The organism is Yersinia frederiksenii ATCC 33641 (assembly GCF_000754805.1).
Classification (GTDB): domain Bacteria; phylum Pseudomonadota; class Gammaproteobacteria; order Enterobacterales; family Enterobacteriaceae; genus Yersinia; species Yersinia frederiksenii.
In genome coordinates this window covers 1,739,874-1,762,881 of the sequence record NZ_KN150731.1, presented here as the reverse complement: position 1 = coordinate 1,762,881, position 23,008 = coordinate 1,739,874, and the positions used below count along the sequence as shown (strand labels likewise).

The following is a 23,008-nucleotide window of genomic DNA, read 5'->3' as shown; positions in this document are numbered from 1 at the left end:
GCGGAATAGGGTCGTATGGAGCGTAATAACGAACTAAAAGAGACACAACGAATTATCCGTCAACAAGTATTGGATAGCATTGATGTCGACCGTATAGATACGCTGATTACTAATCGGATGGCATTGCTGCGTGAAATTATCGCTATTGTGCAAAAGATTAGTCAGGCGACAAACCGCTATCTGTCGAAAGAAGATACCGAAAAACTCAGTCACGCCATTACCGATGAAATCCTTGGCTTTGGTCCTATGCGTGAATTATTGGAAGATGAGACTGTTAACGATATTTTGGTTAATGGCCCGGACAATATTTTTGTTGAACGGCGGGGGAAGTTAGAGAAGACCAAATTAACCTTTTTAGACAATGACCAGCTAACTGATATCGCAAAACGTTTAGTCGCCAGAGTCGGACGCCGTATTGATGAATCACAGCCATTAGTAGATGCCCGCTTACACGATGGTAGTCGTTTGAATGTGGTGATAAACCCTATTGCATTAGACGGCACCTCTATTTCAATTCGTAAATTCAGTAAAATATCTAAAACTTTCAAGGATCTGATCAACTACGGCACCCTCGATGAAAAACTGGCTAACTTATTAATTATGGCAGCAAAATGCCGGATAAATATCATTATTTCCGGCGGTACTGGCTCCGGTAAAACAACGTTAATGAACGCCCTATCTCAACATATCTCATCAGATGAACGCATTATTACATTAGAGGATGCTGCTGAATTACGGCTATTACAGCCACATGTCGTCCGGTTAGAAACCAAAATGGCCAGTATTGAGAATACCGGCAAAGTCACAATGCGTAACCTAGTTATTAACGCCTTACGTATGCGCCCAGACCGAATAATCATTGGTGAGTGTCGTGGTGAAGAAACATTTGAAATGCTGCAAGCCATGAATACCGGCCATGATGGTTCCATGACAACGTTGCATGCCAATACACCACGTGATGCCATTGCCCGCCTGGAAAATATGGTCATGATGGCGGGATTAAGTCTACCGGTTGAGGTTATTCGCAGAAATATAGCCTCCGCTGTCAATATGATTATCCAAGTATCAAGGATGAATGACGGCAGCCGAAAAATCATGGCTGTTTCTGAAGTTATGGGTATTGAAGGCGAAATGGTGGTCATTCAGGACATCTTCCGCTTTGTGACAGAAAATGCTCGCGACCAACAAGGAAATATCGTCGGTAAATTTGTCTGTAACGGTCTTTCTCAGCGCTCTGCTTTATACACACATGCCCGTCTAATGAATCTGGAACATGTGCTCAAAATGATTTTTGAGGGGACATAATGACCAAACTCTATGTATTAATTATGTGCTTCGGTGTGCTAATGCTTTATTTGATTGCCAAGCGCTGGCAGGCCATGCAAAAAAGCACCTCAATTAATGAAGCTAATAGCATGATTAAAGTCATGCTTAAAACCACCCCTCAGCAACCACGCCGGCGGCAGTTTGTGCTGGGTGCTCGCGGCTTTATACTCAACTACATTGATTTATTCCGCCATCGGCAAAACCGAGTATTAGGCCGAAATGTACTATTAATGCTAGCCACCACAGCCGTCTGTCTTGCTTTAAACCATTATGTTTTTCATCAAGCAATCATGGTCGTACTGCCTATCAGTTTGCTTATCGGGCTGCTAGTGGTTGATAAAGTCGAAAAAACGATTTTACGTAAATCTTTTCAGCAAATATTCCCGGAAGCACTGACTATCATAAATGGTGCAATCAGTTCAGGAAACAGTATCGTACAAGCATTAGCTGATTGTGCCCTAATTATGCCAGAGCCTCTGGGGGAAGAGTTAGGGCGGGTGAGTCGTCGCCTAAATGTAGGTGAAGCCCCAGAACGAGTATTTAAGTCCTCCTATCATCGCCTACCTTATAAAGAGTATTACTTTTTTACTATTGCGATTCTGGTTAATATGAAAAGTGGGGCAAAACTCAGAGAAGTTTTATTACGTTTAGGCAAAACGGTAGCTAATGCTCGCGCCATGGAAAACAAAAAACTGGCAATGACCGCAGAAGCACGTATGTCCTCTAAAATCACCGCAATTATTCCTTTTATTTTTCTATTTAGCTTGCAGTTTTTAAGTCCAATAAATTATGACTTTATTATGAATGACCCTGAGGGCATTAAAATTCTCTACTATTTTCTTAGTAGTGAATTTATCGGCATGGTAATTGTATTATTTTTGATGAGGAAAATATAACCATGATTATGTCTTTTAGTATTATTATGCTGTTAGGTCTGGGTCTTGTTATTTTCCAGATCATTAAAAATCAACGACTCACGAGAGCAAGAAATAAAATAGTTATTTCCTCACTGGAGAGCAGTGAAAATATCACTGAGAATTACACAAAAGTGAGCACCAGAACAGAATCAATCATTGCATCAGGAAATCGTTTTTTATTCCTGGTGCGCATTTTTGATGAAAAAGGTTTAGGGAAATTCCTGTTTTCTCTATTTTTGATTAGTATGGTCATGATGGCAGATGAACTGCTAAAATTAGATCTCAGTAGCAAAGACCTGATGATCTCCTGCTTAATCATTATTATTGCCGTCATTATTATTCCCGGAATTGTACGAAAATATATCGTTAACGCCCGTATCGAGAAAATTGAACGAGACATGCCCCTGTTTGTTGACCTCTTGGCTATTTGCGTGCAATCCGGTTTGACTATCGAAAGCTCCTTGAAATTCTTGGCTGAAAATGTCGGTGATATTAATGATAACTTCGTGCCGTTTTTAGATCGTCTGGTAAAAAAAATTGAGGTCAACGGCCTGGAAGCCGGACTAACACACTTGCAAAAAGAGTTACCCAGCCGAGAAGTCAGCATGTTGTGTGTCACTTTGCAGCAAAGTCTGCGCTATGGTTCTTCGATTTACGAATACCTAATGGAACTCTCTTCCGAAATGCGGGAATTACAACTGCTAAAAACAGAAGAAATCATCGGTAAACTTTCTGCGAAAATGAGTATTCCGCTCGTTCTCTTCTTTATGTTCCCGGTAGTTATTATTATTGCTGCGCCGGGTATTATGCGTGTTATGTCTCAGGGGTAAATTATGTTTATTTTCACACGGATAGTATTGCTCTCTTCTATGTTCTTATTAGCTGCATGTCAGTCGCACTCGCCATCCTATAAATTTGCTGGAAATAGTGATTATCAGTCAAAAGATAGTGCAGAAAAGGAGTATGTTTTACAGCAGTCAAAAAACTATAGTGGGCTGATTGAGGTTTATAAAGACCGGCTAAAAAATAGCGAGGATAGAAATACCCGCTATAGACTGGCTGAGTATTACTATAAAGTAAATGACTACAATTCCTCTGTACATTACTTATCCCCACTGTTACAGAGTGCCCCAGATGAGCATGTTTATCTATTGCAAGCTAAAAATCTGGCAGCACAGCGTCAATATAAGTCAGCGATTAACTTTATCAATATGGCCATCAATAAGAACCCTAAATCTGGTGAAAGTTATAATACTAAAGGGATTATCCTGGCGGAAAATGGTCAGTTAGTAGAAGCGGCCCGTGCTTTTGAAACTGCACGTAATCTGTATGTTAAAGATGAGATCATTAATAATAATCTCGCCATGGTTGAAATATTCTCTCAGAGATATGAATCGGCAGTGCGTTATTTGCTCCCGCTCTATTTACGTGGCTACAAAGAACAGAATTTAACCCATAATCTGGTATTTGCATTATTAAAAAGTGGCGATTATCGTTATGCCAAAGAAATTATCGAAATGGAAAATATGGCCCCTTATCCAGATACCCTGGTCGAGGCATTAGCAGATGTCTCTATCCAACCCTATTCTCCCGGCGCTAGTAATGATAAAGCGGTTGCCATGAACAGTGCGAAAACCACCTCAGCCTCATTTGTCCCCGCCACACCGGCATTGATAACCACAGGGCCGACAAGCAAAACGCAGTAATTTACTATTTGGCAGGCCTCTACCTGCCATCTCATTTTTTGTCGGATTGGCATAATCAACAATGACACATAGGAAGCTATATGGGCTGGTTTAAACAAATAATCGCGCTGCTAGTACTGGGGATCCCTGGCATCGGTTGCACACAACCCAATCAGGTATTGTTGTTTATTGACTCAAAGAGTCATGGTCAGCTCGAGTTGGTGAACCAAATGAATAGAGAACTACAACTCAGCCCAACGTTGAATGCAGGTATAGATCTACAGGTTATTGATATTCAAGGTGGAATAGCGCCACGTTTTAGCGCATTACGTTATCTTATTGATAGCGATGGAGGCTGGGTAGTGAGATACAAACCGCGCAGTCTGCCTTGGTTAATTTGTTCAGCACAGCAAAAGCCACAACAGGGTTTTTCAATTGCCAAACATGATGCTATACGTCGCTGTTTAGCCAGTGGTTAACATTGTAGTTTCCAATAAAAAGCACCGTCCAGCCGGGGGATCGAGGGTTGGCTGGACAGTGAAAATAGCAATGCAATTACCCAGCTTTATTCATTACTGATTTCACTACATTCTCTCGGTGATTGCCAAAGAACTGATATAGCGTGTCAGAGGCAGTTTTGGTTAAGATCATGATCTCAATGCGGCGGTTTTTAGCCGCGAGTGGTTCCGTCTCGTGTAGCAACATCTGATGCCCCATCGCATTAATTTGCAATACTCGCCCATCGGCCAGCCCACCTTTGACCAAGGCTTTATGCGCCATTAATGCTCTTTCACCCGACAAGTTCCAGTTGTTGTACAACTCTTGGTCGCGATAACGGGAAGCATCGGTATGTCCGGTAATAATGATTTTATTGTCCATTTCATTAAAGGCCGGAGCTAACTCGCCCAGTAAACGACTGAAAAAAGGTGTCAGCACGGCACTGCTGCGTTGGAACATATCCCGCTGTTTATCATCCTGAATCAGAATACGCAGACCTTGGGGAACCACTTCCATATGTAGATTGGACTGTGCGTCATAAGCAGAGGTAATCTGCATAATAATGCGCGATAACTCCTCCATCTCCTGACGAGATTTATCCACCACGTCTTCCAAGGATTGTTCCGGTTCCGGTACTTCAACCGCAAGGTTACTTTTGGTCTCTTTGGCTTGTTCCTGACCATCAATACTGTCAGAGAACTTGCCGCCGCCACTTTTGCTGTTAGAAGGGATGGAAATAAAGGATTGTTGTGAAAAAATGGTTTGGCCATTTATCTGCGCCACAATTTCTTGTCGCTCCTCCTCCGATACCACTCCAACAATCAATTTTGTGGTCGTGACGAAAGGTGCTGAACGAATTTCCGAGGTCTCCGCCCGCTTTACTTTAGATGCATTACCTGGAAAACAGATGGCTATTGATGCCGATCTGAATGCCGGATTAATCAATCAAGAACAAGCGCGCCTACGACGTAAAGAGGTCGCCAGTGAAGCCGATTTCTATGGTGCGATGGACGGAGCATCCAAATTTGTTCGCGGAGATGCCATTGCTGGGATTATGATCTTGGTGATCAATGTTATCGGTGGCATTTGTATTGGTATTTTTAAATACGACCTCAGTGCCAGCCAATCATTCCAGCAATATGTATTACTGACTATCGGTGATGGTTTAGTTGCACAAATTCCCTCTCTGCTATTAGCCACTGCTGCAGCAATTATTGTCACCCGCGTCAGTGATGGTGGCGACATGACGGATGAAATTAAAGATCAGTTGCTGGCAAAACCAACCATTTTATATGCGGCAGCATTCGTGATGTTCATTCTCGCCATTGTGCCGGGGATGCCCCATCTTGCCTTTCTCAGTTTCACCGGATTACTGGTGTTCGCCGCTAGGCAGCAAAGTAAAAAAATACAGCAAGCGGATGTTGAACCCGATCTTACAGCCCTCAACCAAGCCATTTCTGATGATAACTCGCTAAATATCAATTGGGATAGTATTCCAATCGTAGAACCTATCGGCCTCAATCTTGGTTATAAGCTGGTGACCTTGGTTGATGAGTCAAAGGGCAGACCCTTGATCCAGCGCCTACGCGGTGTCCGACAAATTATTTCAGAGACCTGCGGAATTTTATTACCTGAAGTTAAAGTACGGGAAAATTTTCGCTTAAAGCCTTCGCAATACAGCATCAATATTAATGGAGTCAAAGTTGCTGGAGGGGAAGTTCATATTGATAAACTGATGGCAATCCCTACTGCGGAACAATACGGCGAAGTGGATGGTATTCTGGCGATAGACCCAACTTATGGTCTGGCCGTTGTGTGGATAGATCCGCAAAATAAAACGAGTGCCTTAAACTTTGGTTATCAGATAGTGGATTGCGCCAGTGTGGTTGCTACTCATGTCAATAAAGTAGTGCGTGACCATTTACCCGTGTTGTTTAATTATGATGATATAACTCAGTTGCAACAACGACTTGAATCATTATCACCACGGCTGGCCGAAGATTTAACCACTGCGCTTAATTTTAGCCTGCTGTTGAAAGTGTATCGTCAGTTATTAACAGATAATGTCTCCCTAAAAGATATTGTTACCATCGCGACAGCATTATTGGACAGTGCAACTATCACCAAAGACGCTCTTTTATTAACTTCTGATGTGCGTTACGCATTGCGTACCGGGATCGTCAATAGCATCAATGGTGATGACAAAAATCTAGCGGTTTATACCATCAATCACGAGTTAGAGAATATGTTACTTGGCTCGCTTAATCAGGCCCAGCAAGCAGGGAAAGTGGTCTTGGATAATTTCCCGGTCGATCCGAATATTTTGACTCAACTACAGCAAAATATGCCCATCATTAAAGAACAGATGAAAGCGGAGAATCACCAGCCGATCTTATTGGTAACACCACAGCTACGACCAGTAATATCGCGTTATGCTCGGTTATTCTGTAATGGGTTAAATGTATTGTCTTATAACGAAGTGCCTGATGATATGGCGCTGAATGTGATTGGTACACTGGAATAAAAGTGGTCATTCCGAAGAGGCGAGGCCCAAGGATGGGCCAAGTCCTAGAGAGTAGCTAACCACCCTGCGGCTTCAAGTACGCAGGATGTAATCCAAAGTTATTGGAGTTGCAGGTAGACAACCAACGAGTAAGTCCCGATGAGCTTACTCAAGTAAGTAATTTGGGCGAACGAGAGCAGCTAACAACCCTGCGACTTCAGGTACACAGGATTTAATTATCAATAAACGTCTGCTGCCACTCCATAATTGTCTTTGGTCTTTTCTCTTTATTTTCAGGCACATTAGTAAAATAGTGAACACGTAAGCTGCCATCTTTTTCTGGTGCAACAAAAGCGGCCCATATTTGCCCCGTACGGTTATACATAATTATCGATGCGCGTTTATTCGCGGCACCTCTAACCCAGGTAGATAATACTTTTGCACCCCGGTTATCCAGGTCATGGCTATAAATATAAACGTTGGCCGACGCTACAAATTGCTCATAGCTTTCACCGACTAAATCATGGAATGATTTATCAACAGCGGCATCAGTAAAAATACCAATAGAGAGCAAGCTTGGTGTCTCCCTAGGATCTTTCTCTGCCCTAACATATTGACCATCAATAAAAACATCTTTTGGCATCGAAATACGACATCCCCAACTACCGTTACTATGTACCTGAATAGAACCATCTTTTGTTGGAATCAACAGTAACCGACAATTAGTTGTATTTTCAATGACATCAACTACCGCTAATCCTTCAACTTTGCGAGCTTCTGCCCGAAAGTTACCTGCATTTTCACCTGACCAGGCACTACTATCAATACTGAATCCCCACTTAGTGACTCGGTTTATTTTGATAATACCTCCACGGTCATTTCCTTTAGTGATATTCCACCATTGGCCGCTCCAACCAAAATCTTTATCAATATCAGACATGGAAGCAATGCCCTGAAAATAAGCGCGTTGAATACAACTATTACTGGTACAGCTATTTAGGGCTTTTTCCCATGCTCGCCGCTGCTGGTAAACAGTTTCAGTATCATATTTCACTAGCATTGCCTGATAAATGTCACTGAATGTCTGATCTAGCCAATGTAAATCCTCATCACTACACACAGTGTACTCAACCGGTGTCGCGGCACGCTGGCAGTTAATGGCAAAAGCGGATGATGAGATAATCATCATCAACAGAAAGAAAATACCGCGAAAACAAGCCATATTTATTATTTAACCCAATGAAAAGTATGTTTTTTATTATTAATGAGATGACATAAAGCATGCTCACTATATCTTTTTTATGATCAAAAATCTTTAATAGACAATAAAAAGCCACCAATGTGTGCTCAACAATCAACACAATCCGGTGGCTTACACTATTTATGACGACAGTAATTTCTATTACTTAATTTTAATCTCTATTTTTGACACTATTAAGACACTTGCGCGCTATCCGAGAGATTGAAAACAGATACGGCCTCCGTTAATTGGCGTGCCTGCTCTTCTAATGAGGCGGCGGCGGCGGCTGACTCTTGTACCAGAGAGGCATTTTGCTGTGTCACACCATCCATTTCCGCGACGGCCTGACCAATTTGGCTTATTCCTCGGCTTTGCTCATCAGAGGCGGAGGCTATTTCGCCCATGATATCAGTCACATTTGTCACTGCTTGAACAATACTGTTCATCGTTTCTCCGGCTTCTGAGACTTGTTTAGATCCCATATTGACCCGAGATACCGATTCACTAATCAGCCCCTCAATTTCTTTCGCTGCTTGCGCACTGCGTTGGGCTAAATTACGGACTTCGCTGGCAACAACCGCAAAACCACGACCTTGTTCCCCTGCGCGTGCCGCTTCAACAGCCGCGTTTAGTGCCAGAATATTGGTCTGGAAGGCAATGCTGTTGATCACACCAATGATATCCGCAATACGCCGCGAACTGTCGGTAATACTGCTCATGGTGGCGACGACATCATTGACAATACGTCCGCCATTTTGTGCGGTGGTAGAGGCATTTTCTGCCAGCTTACTGGCCTGGTGGGCATTTTCTGCATTCTGCTTTACCGTTGCATTCAGCTGTTCCATGCTGGCGGCAGTTTCTTCCAGTGCTGCAGCTTGTTGCTCTGTGCGTGAAGAGAGGTCGGCATTTCCTGCTGCAATCTCACCTGCACCGGTGTAAATCGCATCGGTACTATTGCGGATAGTTGATACCGTATTCACCAGGCTATTTTGCATTTCACGCAAATAAGGGATTAATTGGCCAACACAGTTACGACCAAATTCAGCCATTGGCCGGCCTAACTGCCCTTCAGCCAAGCGCTTAAAGTGCAATTTAATAGAGTTAAGCGGATGCACCAGATAGGCGACGATATAACGGTCAGTTAAGAATAAAATGATGACACCCGCAATTAAGGCGGCCAGTAATGCTCGTTGACACCATTCGACTAATAACTGAACCCGCACACTTGCCGCTTCAGTTGCCTCATTAATGGTAGAGTTATATTTCTCCACCGCAGCACCAAACTCACGGCTAAATGGTGGATATACGTTGTTAAACAGCTTGTTATAATCTTCAATGCGATTATCGCTAACCGCCTTAAACATCGGTTCAATCCCTTTACTCAACAATGTTGACCAGACCTCAATAGTTTTATCCGTCAATGATGGGTCCATGCCTTCATGAGATTGCCGTTTAAACTTCTCCAGTGCTTCTTGAGTATTCTTAAGCGCGACACCTGCCGACGCTAATTCACGATCAGCATCAGCAACCGCCCCATTTTTACGATAAGCCTCTGCACGGCTCAAACGCGTCACTACTCGGAAATATTGGTCATTACCACGATTAATAATATTAATGTTTTTTTGTTGGCTGGAACTCTGCTGTAAAGAGTGAGTTAATTGGTTAAGCGAGAATAATGTAAAGGCAGATACTCCTCCCCATAGCAACAAAAATATAACAAGAATAGATAATAGCGCCATCCTGATGGTGATATGTTTTAGAAAATTCACGGGAATACCCCTGTGTTTTATTTTTTTAGTTTATTTCCTTGAGATTTCAAGGTGTTTATCGCTGATAATTTCCGCAAGGGAAAAAAGACTCATTATCAGGATTAGGCATCAAAATAGCATAAAACCAATACAAAAGATCAAGATGACCGATCAATAATAAAAAACTGATTGATTTCATCTATTAAAATGTAAATAGCGATCGCTAATTTTAATCGAAAAATGATTAGTAACCCTCAGCGTTTACCGAGAAATATGTATTTATTATGAATATAAATACAGTGTCAAAATGTCTATTGAGTGTTGAGATAGTTAGCCTATTAATTAATTTATTTACAGATAGCCCATTAGCTATTTTTACAACAACAGAATTAAATATTTTATTAAATAAGATTGGGCGCGATAAATAAAAAACTAACAAAAATTCATATCAAACCATCAGGTACGATATACAGCAGAATTTATCTATTTATTCATGTTGATCCTTTTGTCATTTTTTAGGTCGAGGAATATAACCGGAGAAATAACAACTTTATGCATTGAGTGGCGACGAGGTGCATACCCAAAGGCCAATGAAGAAAATTGAGAAAAATTGAGTATAAACCGGACAAGCAACACCTCTGCCGTTCAGTGGTTTGGTCAATACTCCAGCGCCAGTAACCGTTCCTCATCCAGCTTACCATTCGCCGTGAGTGGCATTTCAGTTAGTAGGTACAATCTATCCGGCACCAGATAGTCCGGCAATCGGCAAGCCAGATCACCCAATATTCGGCAAGGCTCTGGTGAACATGACAATGAACAAGAGCACGTCGCAAAAGCCAATAACTTGTTCCCCTGCTGACGCACCATCACCCTCACTTGCGAGAGCAAGGGGCATACTAGGCTAAGCTGAGATTCAATCTCATTAATATCAATAAGATAGCCATTAATATGCACTTCATTTGCTATTCGGCCCAAAAAGCGGAATTCTCCCGTAGCCCATTGACAAGCTTTATCTCCAGTGCGGTAGAGACGAACTTGCTGACCATCAGGCTGCTGCCAGTCAATAAAGCAGTGGGCAGTGAGCTGTGGCTGATTAAGATAACCGCGAGCCAACCCAATACCGGTTAAGCACAGCTCGCCAGCCATACCTGTTGGGCACGGAACGCCCTGTTCATTAAGTATCCAAGCCTGCATCTGGTTGATAGGATTGCCAATATTGACGGTCTCACCGGGTTTCAAGCAGGCACAAAGTGCAGTTACCGTACATTCAGCCGGGCCATACATATTGTGCAGTTCAACTCGCCCAGCCCAGCGTTCGGCCTCACTTTGAGGACAATCTTGTCCCCCAACTATCATTACCGACAGCTTTTGAAGATCATCGGGATTTAAGCCTGTGAGCCACGCGGTCGGTAGTAATAAATGAGTAGCTGACCTAGCCTCGGCCTGATGAATCATACTGACGTCGGCCAGCGCAGAGATTAAACACGCCCCGGCAATCAGCGGGAGCAAGGTGGCCATATTTCCCGCATCGAATGCCAGTGGCAGTGTGTTATAAATCCGACTCATCTCGCAAACACCAAGACGTTGTTGATGATCCAGCAAGACATTCGCCAACGCGCGATGCTCGATCATGACGCCCTTGGGGATCCCGGTAGAACCAGAGGTATAGACCACCATGGCCAGTTGCTCTGGGCGGCGAATGAATCCCGGTGGCTGTTCGGCAGGCCAAGTCTGCATTGCCCGACGAAAAGAAGGGGCGGAAATATCGAAATAGCGGCAATTTGGCCAAAGTAACAATGGCTCTGCAGAGCCACAGCCCAGAATAACTGCCAAACGAGCATCCGTCATACAGTGAGTCAGGCGAGCCAATGAAGCATGACTATCTAAAGGAACGTAGGCCGCACCAGCCTTCCATATTGCTAATAAGGCAACCAATAGATAGGGATCATCAGAAGTTAAAACCCCTATCAAGGAGTGCGGACCGATGCCCTGTTGATGCAGCCAACCGGCAATTCGGTTGGCATCCTGATTAAGCTGAGCATAGGTGAGGTGTTCATCATTAACATAATGCTGAGCAGCAATATGCCCTGGTACCTGTAAGCACTGTGCTTCGATCAAATCGGTCACAGTGAGCGCTGTCAGGTTATTCATTCCAAATATCTTCCATCAAGCATTATTGTTAAAACATAAAGGCCGAATAACCTGCCAGCAGAAAATAATGCCCATTACGCCGACAGTGTCGCACCGCCATCCACCACGATATCTTGCATCGTGATATGACTGGCTAAATCTGAGGCCAGAAATACCACGGTATTGGCAATCTCTTGCGGTGTGGCAATCTTACCCAGTGGGATCCCCAACTTATATTGCAGCGGGAAACCGGCAATCGTCTGTTGTTGGGCATCTTCACTGCGCCACATAGCGCGCTGCATCGGGGTATCGGTGGAACCGGGCGACACCAGATTACACCGGATACCATATGCCGCTAACTCTAGCCCGACACAGTGACTAAAACTGGTTAATGCCGCTTTAGATGCACAATAGGCCGACATTTTAATACGTGGCACATGGGCCGCATTGGAACCAAGAGTGACTACCGCGCCAAATCGCTGTTGTTTGAACTGCGGAATCAATTGACGTAAAAGATAGAAAGCACCGGAAACATTCACATTGAAGCATTGTTGCCAATCCTCCAAGCTCAGTTCCTGGGTATCAGCCATGCGCAGGATACCGGCACCATTGACCAAGATATCGATACGCGGAACTTCACTCAGCAGATACTGGCACACCAACTCCACTTGCTGCGGCTGACTGATATCCAACAATGCAGTGGTAAATGGATAACCCTGAGTAGGGTCAGCACTGAAGCATTTATCCAGCCCCACCACGTCTGCCCCCAAAGCAAAAAACTGACAGGCAATCTGATAGCCAATCCCCTGCCCGGCCCCAGTCACCCAAACACGTTTACCGGTAAAATCCATCTGCGCGACCAGTGTCGCTGCTAGCATGCTTTTAGCGGATGAAGTCTGATTCACCGCCATTATTCTACCCCTGCTATGGTCAAGTTATCCGTCTGGGCTGCTAGCTGTTTCTCCAGCAGTTTCCACCAACCATTCAGGCTCGGGCTTTTGGCTAAATCGACAAAACTTAGCTCAATTCCTTGCTGACGCCACTGTGTCGCCAGCGCCATGATATGCACTGAATTCAAACCATAATCGATAAGGTTTTCGTCTTCATCGAACTCTTCAGCACTTTCATCTATCAGAGCCAGCAACTGCTGTTTGAGCTCATTTTTGCTGAAATTAGCCACACTGTTGTTCCCATGAGCCACAATTTCATCGGCAAAAATAACTCGTCCACTGCGCGTTGCCACATACTTAAGTGCCATCAAATGTTCATCTAACGAAAAATCGGCTATAGCATCAGCAACCATAAAAGGCTGAATATCTTGCATAAAAGCATCTGTAGCCGTCGTTAGGCACCCGATATGACCATAAATACCGCAGATAACTAACTGATCACGGCCCTTATCAGTCATGATTTGGCGTAATGGCGAGCGGTAAAATGCACTGTATCGCCATTTGACCAGCACTTCGTCATCTTCATCCGGGGCCAGCTCTGGCACCACCCGCTGTTTCGCCGGATGATGATTTAAACCCGCACCCCACATATCATTAAGCAGCGCACGATCCTCTGCACTTTGATGATTGGGTTGGGCGGTGTAGATAACCGGAACTCCCTGCTGTTTGCAATAATCTCGCAACGCAGCAATATTAGCGATAACCTGCTGTATCAATGGATTATTTTCACCATAAAAGCTAACAAAATAGTCCTGCATATCGTGAATTAATAACACTGCGCGGGCTGGGTTAAACTGCCAATTCACTTTATTGGCCGGAAATTGCCCCGCTTTAGGGAGGTCGTAAGCAGGAAGAACAGGAATAGCCATAGTAAAATCCTTATTTGCTAAGCGGAGTGAGGCGGTCTTGAATATCCTGACGTAACCGCTTTTTATCTATCTTGCCGACGGGCGTAACAGGCAGGCTGGCAACCATTTCAAAACGATCGGGCAATTTGAAATCCGCCACCCCCAGCTCACGCAGATATTTGCGTAAAGTGACCGGTTTGAGACGGATATTTGTGGCGACAATAAAGGCACAGCTTTTCTCCCCCATTATTTCATCCGGCATTGAAACCAGCGCCGCGTGAATAATGTCGTCATGAGCCACCAGCAAGTTTTCAATCTCTTCCGCGGCAATCTTTTCACCCCCCCGGTTAATCTGATCTTTTTCTCGCCCAACCACCCGTAAATAGCCTTCTTCGGTCATCTTCACCAAATCGCCTGAGTGGTAAAAACCTTCATTATCAAAGGCATTCGCGTTGTGGATGGGGCTACGATAATAGCCACGGAAGGTATAGGGGCCACGAGTGACCAAAGCACCGACTTCGCCGATAGCGACAGCAACTCCGGCACTATCAACCACTTTGATTTCATCATCTTCGCTTATCGGGCGGCCTTGAGTGGTAAACACCAGATGGTCACTGTCATCAAAGCGGGTGTAATTCACCAACCCTTCCGCCATGCCCAGCACCTGTTGTAATTGGCAACCCAGTATCTGCGGAATACGTCGCGCCAAAGACTCACTGAGTTTCGCCCCACCGACTTGCAATACCTGCAAACTGGCCAGGTCATCAGCAAAATGCTCCGCAGCCTGTAACCACAGGGCCACCGCGGGCGGTACCAAAGAAGTGAAAGTGATTTGATGACGTTTAATCAGCGGGAAACAGCTCATGGCACTTGGATCTGGCGCTAACACCACACAACCACCCGCATAGAATACCCCTAAGGCTCCCGGTGAGCTTAGCGGGTAATTATGGGCCGCCGGTAAGGCGCAGAGGTAGCGAGTATGCTCATTGAGCTGACAAATCTCCGCGCTGGCACGCACACTGTAGTAATAATCATTGTGAGTGCGGGGGATCAGTTTTGGTGTTCCAGTGCTACCACCAGAAAGCTGGAAGAAGGCCACATTATCAGCGGCTGATGGATGAAACGCTGCGGCTTCATCATTCCATTCATCAGCATACAGCAGGGCTTCTAGCGACTGGGCATAATCAGTATTTCCCGCCACAATCACCACGTCTAGCATTGGTGCTTTTTGCTGCAGCTGGGTGCAATAATCCCCCTCAGCAAACAGACTATGGCCAGCATGAGCAATCAGCAACCGCGGCTGAACCTGTTCAATATAAGCGTTTAATTCCAGTCGGTTATGGCTGAAAAGGGCATTAACTGGCGCAACACCCATTTTTAATAATGCAAAATAGACCAGATAAAACTCGGCACAATTGGGGAGTTGAACCAAGGCCGTGTCGCCACAGCTTAAGCCCAGTTTCGTCAGGCGAATAGCCAAGCGCTGGGCAGCCTGCTCGAACTGCGCATAGCTGATATGGCGCTCACCACAAATGATCGCCGTCGCATCAGGTCGTCTCTGGCATTGACGGGCTAAAATCTCGGTCATCGGCTGATCAGTCCAATAGCCTTTCTCGCGATAACGGCGGGCAAACTCATCTGGCCAGCGGGTAAACTCGATGCTCATGGCTGCTCTCCTGAGAGACTAATCGCCAGAGCATTGAGCATGGTGCCCAATTTGGCTTCAGTTTCCGCCCATTCCAACGCCGGTTGTGAGGCAGCGACAATACCCGCACCAGCAAAAAGTCGGACCTGAGTTGGATGCACCGTGGCACAGCGAATGATCACCGCCCACTCGCCATTGCCCTGTTCATCACACCAACCGACAATCCCACTGAATAAGCCGCGATCAAAGGGCTCTATTTGGTTGATTAACTGCCGGGCTTTTTGTGTTGGTAAACCACACAAGGCAGGAGTCGGATGCAACAAATTCGCCAGTTCCAACACCGTCATATTTGGGTTTTCCAACTCACCACTGATGGCGGAAGATAAGTGCCACAGTGCCGCGGTGTTAATCAATGAAGGTTGTGAGGGAATATTCAGGTTGCGGCAATGTGGTGTCAGCAAGCGGCGAATTTCATCGATAACCAAACGATGCTCATATTGGTCTTTTTCGGAATCCAGTAGCGTTTCGCTGATAGCCAGGTCATCCTGCGGATCGGCCTGACGTTTTGCCGACCCAGCTAATGGATTGGTGTAGACATCAGATTGATGCTTACGTACCAATAATTCAGGGCTAGCACCAAGCAATACCCCACCATCAGCCAAAGGCACCCGGAAGTGATGTGCCGCACTGTTTTGGACCAGTAAATGATTCATAACCTGATCGCTATCAACTGGGCTATCAGTATCAATTTCCAGAATGCGCGAAAGAACAACTTTATGGATTGTTCCGCGCCGGCAAGCAGAAACTGCCTCAGCAACACTCTGTTTAAATTGGTTTTCATCCGGCAAACTGCGTACTGCACTTACGGTGACAGGGTGGCGATGTACAACTTGCGCCGCATCGACCAATGCTTGTCGATCACAAAGCTGATAATGATCCGGAACAAATAAACACGATGCCTGACTGGCATCAAAAGGAATTGCCCCAACGATGATAGGTTGTTGCTGCCCGGCATGACGTGCGCGCTGGAATGCCTGTTTTAAGGCATTTTGCAGCGTATTATCATTACCAGCACGACTTTGTGCTGCTTGATGAATTCGCTCGAAGATACCCTGAGTTTTGATACTCTGGTGTCTTGAAGTGAATAAAAATGCTGAGGGTACGGCTGAAAACGACGAATTAATGGGCATTTCTTCAGAGCTGCCATGTTCTTCAGAGTTGCTGTATCGCACAGAGACCTCCACTGCGATGTTAATAGTAATCTAAATAATAATTACTATCATTCCTTTTTGTGCGTGGTAAATTACGACTAACCATTCGCATTGTCAATCAATGTAAAGATATTATTATTAACCATTATTAATATGTACCTAATAGCTTTCAGGATGTAGGAAGGCGGTAAAGGGGGCATCCCGATGAGTTTACAAAGTCAATTGACTGAAGTAACAGGGTGGCCAACACATCTGCAACTTGAAAGATGACGGGTATAAATAGGAAGAGAAAACGCCATTATGTCCCTTGCTATCCATCACGTTCAGCACAAAAAATTCCGCTCAGTATTGACTGGTTTGGGGATTTTAAGCCTTATTTTATGCTTATCCGCCTGTAAACCTGCTGAAGAAACAACAAGTAAGCCAGCATCATCAGCAACCAGTGAAAATACATCTACATGGTCACGTACAGTAGAAACGGCCACAGGCCCGGTGACACTGACGCATCAGCCAACACGCATTGTGTCCACCAGCATTACCATCACCGGTACCTTGCTGGCGATCAATGCGCCGGTCATTGCTACCGGGGCGACGGTGCCCGACACTACAGTCGCGGATCATCAAGGTTTCTTTACCCAATGGTCAGATGTTGCACAGGCTAAAAAACTCGTACCGATGTACCAAACAGAGCCCAATGCCGAAGCTGTTGCGGGTATGAATCCGGACTTAATTATCATTTCTGCCACTGGCGGAGATTCGGCATTGAAGTTATATGAGCAATTGTCAGCAATCGCCCCCACTTTGGTGATTAATTACGATGACAAGAGCTGGCAAGAGTTGGCTATCGTACTGGGGCAAGCAACCGGGCATGAAGCTGATGCTCAGCAAGTGATTGATAATTTCACCCGTCGGCTCAATGAGGTAAAGCAGAATATTACTCTGCCGCCACAACCAACTTCAGCATTTGTCTATCAGGCTGCTGGTAGCACCGCCAATTTGTGGACCGAAGATTCCGCGCAGGGAAAATTGTTACAGGAACTGGGCTTCACATTGGCTGAAGTTCCTGATGCCGTGAAGGGCAACACCAGTATGGGGCACCGCAAAGATATCATCCAACTAGGCGGAGAGAAGCTGGCCGAAGGTCTTAACGGCGAGACTATCTTGCTATTTTCTGGTGATCAACCGGCAATAGATGCTTTGAAAAGTAACAAGTTTTTATCCCATATCCCAGCCATTGAGCACCAGCGAGTTTATGCTGCGGGCTATGATACATTCCGCTTGGATTATTATAGTGCGAGTAATTTGTTAGCACGGATTGAGGGGATGTTTAAGACCAAGCCTTAAGCCTTATTTTTGTTTTAGATATGAAATTGAATGAGGTATTGGGCCGGGTTTTAGTTGATATCCGGTTAGAGGATCAGTTCGGTTGATTCAACTTCACAGCCGAACTGATCATCCAGTTAACTTTCAACTAAAAGAAATAATTTATTCAACGACCGCCTCGTCCCCCTCTGAAGCACTCTGATTCCCCCCCATAGTCGCCCTTCGTAACGTACCGCCACAGACTACGATTATTCCCCCCAATATCGCTGCCGCCGCACCAAAGGTCAGAGCGCTGAGCGCAGGAGCCATGACTCTCGCCAGCACACCTAACCCCAAGGCGCCGAATGATTCACCGGCGACAAACTGCACATTCCACAAGCTATTTACCCGCCCCAGTAGAGCATCCGGGGTATGGGTTTGTACCAAGGTATATTGCAGTAATCCGCTAATAGAACCCAGATAGCCATACAGCAATAAACCGGGTAATGCCAGATAGAAATTATGGGTTAATCCTAAGGTTCCGATGGCTAAAAAGGCGGCAATCGAGCTGTACATCAATACTATTCCGGGCCGTCGCACCTGATTCACCCACCCACTGGTAAAAGCCCCAATCGTCGCACCGAGCGGCACCACGGAATACATCAAACCGACCTGTGAAGCCCCGACATGATAGGTATTTTCCGCCAGTGCCGGGAACAGAATGCGAATCGCCCCAATCATACTCACCAACGTCCCCAGTAACACCACGGAACCCACCACTTTATGGCTAAAAACGAACGAAATCCCGGTGGCTAATGCCCGTAGCGGGTGCTCATGCTGGCTGGTCGCCGGTTTCATTGCAGGCAGACTCAACAGCGGCAACAACGTTAACATCGTCCCCACAGCGGCAATACCATAGTTCCAACCCACTCCGCCATACACAATTACCAAGCCGCCAATTGCCGGAGAGATAACCGAGCCAAAGCGCACGGTTAACATGCTTAATCCCCCTGCGGCAGCCAGATTCTCGCGCCCGACCAATGACGGTGTTGCTGCCATCAACGCCGTCATACCCAAGGCACCAAAGAACCCATCCCAAGCCGCTAATACATACAGCACCCACAGTGAGGGGGTGGCGGAAAACGCATTGAAACTTAAGCCAATAAAACCTAAACCACAGGTAAAGCGCGCGAATAAAATCAGTTTACGTCGGTCAAGCCTATCTGCCAGTACCCCTCCCAGTAGTAGGCCAATAAACATTCCTACCCCATCCAAGGTGACTGCTAGCCCGACCTGCAAGGTAGAGCCGGTCATCATTTGTATCTGTACCGGTACCGCAACCGTGAGCATCCCCAGCCCTAATATCGAAATAAAGCGGGCAAAAAATACGGCACGAAAGTTAGCGTTATCTTTTAACAAGCTGAAATCTAAAAGAATTGGCGATTTTGCCATGATTATTTAATCCGTTAATGCTGGTAAGAATTACCTGCCATGGTTATGAAAATAGAAAGTTGAAAATGTTCCTGCCAGAAATAGGGTAAGTCAGCCGATTTTATCGATGCATTCCCATAATAAGTCGTGTTAACATAAAATAAATAATAATGATAATCAAAACGATAATAATAATCATTTGTTAAAGAAGAGTTACAATGTCAGCAACTGATTCCCCAAACCCATCTTCATTGAAATCGCTGAAACCAGCCCCGCGCCACCGTGGGTTGTTACTGTTACTCAGCCTTGTTGTATTGATACTTGTGATGGCCGCCAGCCTGATGCTCGGTGCCAAAGCCATCCCTTTTTCGGTGGTCTGGCAGAGTTTGTTGGGGGAGCACAACAGCGCCGACAGTATTTTAATTTTAGAAGCTCGCCTACCACGGACGCTTATTGGCGTGCTTGCCGGTGCCGCTTTGGGGTTATCGGGCGCAGTAATTCAAGCACTCACCCGTAACCCACTGGCTGACCCAGGGATTTTGGGTGTCAATGCCGGGGCCAGTTTTGCGGTAGTGATTGGGATTACGGTGTTCGGCGTTCATGCCATTTATGGCTACATGATTTCTGCGTTTATCGGGGCCATGATCACCACGCTGGTGGTGTATTGGGTAGGGACGCTAGGTGGTGGACGGGTGAATCCTCTGCGCCTCACACTCTCTGGTGTGGCTATCGCCGCTGTCTTGCTGGGGATTACGACCGGCATATCACTGACCCATCCGCAGGTCTACGATAAGGTGCGCTTCTGGCAAGCCGGTTCTCTGGATATTCGCAATATGTCGGTGGTGATGGCGGTAGCACCGGCGATTGCTATCGGCTGCGTGATAGCCTTGCTGCTGGCACGCCCGCTCAATGCAATGCACATGGGGGAAGATTTGGCCGCCGCCATTGGCGCGCGCATTGCACAAACCCAATTCTGGGCGGTAGTCACCGTGACCTTACTCTGTGGAGCTGCTACCGCCGCCGTCGGCCCTATCGCCTTTGTTGGCCTGATGGTGCCACATATTGCTCGCTGGATTGTCGGGCCGAATCAATGTTGGATTCTGCCTTTCACTCTGGTGATGACGCCCATTTTGTTATTGGTCTCGGATATTGTAGGCCGCTTTCTGGTTCCCGGTGAATTACGGGTCTCCGTCGTCACCGCGTTTATTGGCGCGCCCTTGTTGATCTGGCTGGTCCGCAGTAACAAAAGGATGACCACACTATGAAACCAGCCACTTCACCCTGGTTATTTGGCCGCCCTGATGGCCCGATAAATCTACGCATCCAGCCACGCAACCTGATAGTGAGTAGTTTACTGCTTCTGGCCTGCTTATTGGGTGCCCTGCTGGCATTGATGATCGGCACTTTATCGTTATCCCCTCAACAAGTACTTGATGCTTTATTCGGCCATACCAGTGGTGCGGCGAATATTATTGTCAATCAATGGCGACTGCCCCGAGCAGTGATGGCGCTGATTTTCGGCGCAGCTCTGGGTATCAGTGGCGCAATATTTCAATCATTAGTGCGCAACCCGTTAGGTAGCCCCGATATCATCGGCTTTAATGCGGGAGCCTATACCGGCGCACTGGTGGCAATCACCTTGTTTAACGGCAACTATTTTGAGATAGCCAGTAGCGCCCTTGGTGGCGGTTTACTGTCTGCAATCGCGGTCTATTTGTTGGCTTATCGCCAAGGGATTCAAGGTTTTCGGCTGATTATTGTGGGTATTGCCATTGGCGCGATGCTGACGGCATTCAATACTTGGTTGACCATCACCGCATCATTGGAGGCCGCCATGACCGCTGCCGCTTGGGGTGCCGGCTCGCTTAATGGACTGACATGGGCCAAAGGCCTGCCATCAGTAATATTTATCGTGATTGCCACTCTAGCCGCCATGCTACTTAGCCGACGAATGCCACTGCTGGAAATGGGCGATGATGCTGCCGGAGCCTTAGGTGTGCCGGTTGAAAGAACCCGTCTGGGGTTGATGGCTATTGGGGTGATTTTGATGGCGGCGGTCACGGCAGCGGCTGGGCCGATTTCCTTTATCGCCTTAGCGGCACCACAGATTGCAAAACGCCTGTCAGGTACTGCATCCGTCACCTTAACCGCTTCTGCGCTGATGGGGGCATTTTTATTGATTGCTGCTGATTTATGCTCCCAACATCTGTTCGCACCGAATCAGTTGCCGGTGGGCGTGGTCACTATCAGCATCGGCGGCCTGTATCTTATTTGGCTTTTAATTCGGGAGTCCGGCCGTTCATGAGTATAGTTAACCCAGCCACAACACAGGCTGCTCGCTTGCAAGCCGAAGCACTGACCTTGGGCTATGACGGCAAAATCATCAGTGAGAACCTGAGTGTCGCCATCCCTGATGGGGAGTTTACTGTCATCGTTGGCCCTAATGCCTGTGGGAAGTCGACACTGCTGCGCGCCTTGAGCCGTTTACTAAAACCGCAGGCAGGCCAGGTAATATTAGATGGCAAGAATATAGCCTGCGTTGATACCCGCCACGTAGCACGCCATTTAGGGTTATTGCCACAAAGTTCACAAGCGCCGGACGGTATCAGCGTATTGGATTTAGTGGCGCGCGGCCGCTATCCACATCAGAAATTATTACAGCAGTGGACACAAGCAGACAGGCTGGCGGTGAGTAATGCCATGCAAGCCACCGGAGTCAGTGAGTTAGCAGACAGACCTGTGGATGCTCTATCTGGCGGGCAACGCCAGCGCGTCTGGATTGCCATGGTGCTGGCCCAGCAAACGCCATTATTACTGTTGGATGAGCCAACCACTTATCTGGATATTGCCCATCAAATTGATTTACTTGAGCTATTTAGTGATCTTAATCAGCAGCATAATCATACGCTGGTTGCTGTTCTGCATGACCTTAACCATGCCTGCCGCTATGCCACCCATATTATCGCCATGCGCGACGGGCAAATTGTCACCCAAGGTAACCCCCGAGAGGTGATCACCGCCGATCTGGTGGAGCAGGTGTTTGGCATGCCATGTTTAATAATTGATGATCCGGTTTCCCATACCCCGTTAGTGATACCAAAGGGGCGGTTTTAGATTTTGGTTGATCGAGTGCTGGAGTAAGTTTCGGTTGATAATCGTTCAGTGATCAACTTATCTCTGTCACCTCAACCGAGCAGGAGGGCTAGCCGACCCTCCAGCACCTGCGGCTTGCACGAAATATTGCCCTGTGGGTAAACCTCCTACGTCTTCCGGGCTGACGAGCCAGCGCGATTATTGCCTCTTCGAGGCTACCCTTCGGGTCAACGCAAGCGTTGTTAAAAACTGCTCCGCTGTGTTGTCGCATCCATGCTCAAGCGCGCTTTTCGCGGGCGTCCATGCCCGCTCACTCTACCCTCTATCCTCTATCCTCTATCCTCGTCGGCAATATTCCTGATTGCGCTCAACGTCAAAAGAGAAATTCAACCTCAAAACCATAGATTTTAGGTTTTGAGGTTAAAAGCATATTTGAGCTGCTGAGCAAAGAGTGCGTAGGCGCGGGTGTGTGCGCCCACAC

General features: G+C 46.4%; 17 protein-coding genes and 2 pseudogenes. 10 read left to right on the top strand and 9 right to left on the bottom strand.

Annotated features, from left to right (window positions below; all coding sequences use genetic code 11):
* The first annotated feature begins 15 nt into the window (after window positions 1–15).
* The 5 genes from DJ58_RS13820 to DJ58_RS13835 all read left to right on the top strand — a co-directional run bounded on the left by DJ58_RS13820 (window position 16) and on the right by DJ58_RS13835 (window position 4,407).
* Complete coding sequence (locus DJ58_RS13820; RefSeq protein WP_004711912.1) at window positions 16–1,305, top strand: TadA family conjugal transfer-associated ATPase; 1,290 nt, start codon at window positions 16–18, stop codon at window positions 1,303–1,305.
* A 110-nt stretch (window positions 1,306–1,415) separates the two neighbouring features.
* A complete protein-coding gene (locus tag DJ58_RS0121710; protein WP_161598518.1) occupies window positions 1,416–2,222 on the top strand; it encodes a type II secretion system F family protein in 807 nt (268 codons plus the stop codon).
* Window positions 2,223–2,224: 2 nt separating this feature from the next.
* Window positions 2,225–3,073 carry a type II secretion system F family protein gene (locus DJ58_RS13825; RefSeq protein ID WP_004711914.1) on the top strand — a complete coding sequence of 283 codons (849 nt, stop codon included), beginning with the start codon at window positions 2,225–2,227 and terminating at the stop codon, window positions 3,071–3,073.
* Between the two features lie 3 nt (window positions 3,074–3,076).
* Window positions 3,077–3,949 (top strand): tetratricopeptide repeat protein, encoded by an 873-nt coding sequence (locus DJ58_RS13830; protein WP_050413915.1) that lies wholly within the window; start codon window positions 3,077–3,079, stop codon window positions 3,947–3,949.
* 80 nt (window positions 3,950–4,029) lie between these two features.
* Complete coding sequence (locus DJ58_RS13835) at window positions 4,030–4,407, top strand: hypothetical protein (RefSeq protein ID WP_004711919.1); 378 nt, start codon at window positions 4,030–4,032, stop codon at window positions 4,405–4,407.
* A gap of 76 nt (window positions 4,408–4,483) precedes the next feature.
* On the opposite strand, the pseudogene lafU reads toward DJ58_RS13835, so the two are convergent.
* Window positions 4,484–5,248: pseudogene (gene lafU / locus DJ58_RS13840) on the bottom strand (putative lateral flagellar export/assembly protein LafU); the annotation flags it as partial.
* Between lafU and DJ58_RS13845 the strand changes: the two are divergent.
* Window positions 5,247–6,950: pseudogene (locus tag DJ58_RS13845) on the top strand (flagellar biosynthesis protein FlhA); the annotation flags it as partial. The pseudogenes lafU and DJ58_RS13845 sit on opposite strands and share 2 nt — an antisense overlap.
* A 211-nt stretch (window positions 6,951–7,161) precedes the next feature.
* Here the strand turns inward: DJ58_RS13845 and DJ58_RS13850 are convergent.
* From DJ58_RS13850 to DJ58_RS13880, 7 genes are all read right to left on the bottom strand, one after another.
* Window positions 7,162–8,151, bottom strand: a complete 990-nt coding sequence (locus DJ58_RS13850; RefSeq protein ID WP_004711925.1) for a lysozyme inhibitor LprI family protein — start codon at window positions 8,149–8,151, stop codon at window positions 7,162–7,164.
* Between the two features lie 212 nt (window positions 8,152–8,363).
* Window positions 8,364–9,938 (bottom strand): methyl-accepting chemotaxis protein, encoded by a 1,575-nt coding sequence (locus DJ58_RS13855; RefSeq protein ID WP_032911799.1) that lies wholly within the window; start codon window positions 9,936–9,938, stop codon window positions 8,364–8,366.
* A 636-nt stretch (window positions 9,939–10,574) separates the two neighbouring features.
* Window positions 10,575–12,068: an amino acid adenylation domain-containing protein gene (locus DJ58_RS13860; protein WP_004711931.1), complete on the bottom strand. Its 1,494-nt coding sequence runs from the start codon at window positions 12,066–12,068 to the stop codon at window positions 10,575–10,577.
* Window positions 12,069–12,142: 74 nt separating this feature from the next.
* A complete protein-coding gene (dhbA, locus tag DJ58_RS13865) occupies window positions 12,143–12,958 on the bottom strand; it encodes a 2,3-dihydro-2,3-dihydroxybenzoate dehydrogenase (RefSeq protein WP_279624986.1) in 816 nt (271 codons plus the stop codon).
* Complete coding sequence (locus tag DJ58_RS13870) at window positions 12,958–13,866, bottom strand: isochorismatase (protein WP_004711933.1); 909 nt, start codon at window positions 13,864–13,866, stop codon at window positions 12,958–12,960. The genes dhbA and DJ58_RS13870 overlap by 1 nt, the downstream gene beginning before the upstream one ends.
* Window positions 13,867–13,876: 10 nt before the next feature.
* A complete protein-coding gene (locus DJ58_RS13875; protein WP_032911801.1) occupies window positions 13,877–15,511 on the bottom strand; it encodes a (2,3-dihydroxybenzoyl)adenylate synthase in 1,635 nt (544 codons plus the stop codon).
* On the bottom strand, window positions 15,508–16,680 hold the full coding sequence (locus DJ58_RS13880; RefSeq protein WP_004711937.1) for an isochorismate synthase: 1,173 nt from the start codon (window positions 16,678–16,680) through the stop codon (window positions 15,508–15,510). Before DJ58_RS13880 ends, DJ58_RS13875 begins: the two co-directional genes overlap by 4 nt.
* A 321-nt stretch (window positions 16,681–17,001) precedes the next feature.
* Here DJ58_RS13880 and fepB point away from each other — a divergent pair, with 321 nt between their 5' ends.
* Window positions 17,002–18,045 carry a Fe2+-enterobactin ABC transporter substrate-binding protein gene (fepB, locus tag DJ58_RS13885; protein WP_004711939.1) on the top strand — a complete coding sequence of 348 codons (1,044 nt, stop codon included), beginning with the start codon at window positions 17,002–17,004 and terminating at the stop codon, window positions 18,043–18,045.
* Between the two features lie 141 nt (window positions 18,046–18,186).
* Here fepB and entS read toward each other — a convergent pair whose 3' ends face one another.
* Window positions 18,187–19,455, bottom strand: coding sequence for an enterobactin transporter EntS (entS, locus tag DJ58_RS13890; RefSeq protein WP_004711941.1), 1,269 nt, complete (start codon window positions 19,453–19,455; stop codon window positions 18,187–18,189).
* Window positions 19,456–19,652: 197 nt separating this feature from the next.
* On the opposite strand from entS, the gene fepD reads away from it, so the two are divergent.
* From fepD to DJ58_RS13905, 3 genes are read left to right on the top strand one after another with little or no spacing between them, the layout of a single operon-like run.
* Window positions 19,653–20,699 (top strand): Fe(3+)-siderophore ABC transporter permease, encoded by a 1,047-nt coding sequence (gene fepD, locus DJ58_RS13895; protein ID WP_004711942.1) that lies wholly within the window; start codon window positions 19,653–19,655, stop codon window positions 20,697–20,699.
* Complete coding sequence (gene fepG / locus DJ58_RS13900; protein ID WP_032911802.1) at window positions 20,696–21,739, top strand: iron-enterobactin ABC transporter permease; 1,044 nt, start codon at window positions 20,696–20,698, stop codon at window positions 21,737–21,739. Before fepD ends, fepG begins: the two co-directional genes overlap by 4 nt.
* Window positions 21,736–22,548, top strand: a complete 813-nt coding sequence (locus DJ58_RS13905; RefSeq protein ID WP_032911803.1) for an ABC transporter ATP-binding protein — start codon at window positions 21,736–21,738, stop codon at window positions 22,546–22,548. Before fepG ends, DJ58_RS13905 begins: the two co-directional genes overlap by 4 nt.
* Window positions 22,549–23,008: the final 460 nt, after the last annotated feature.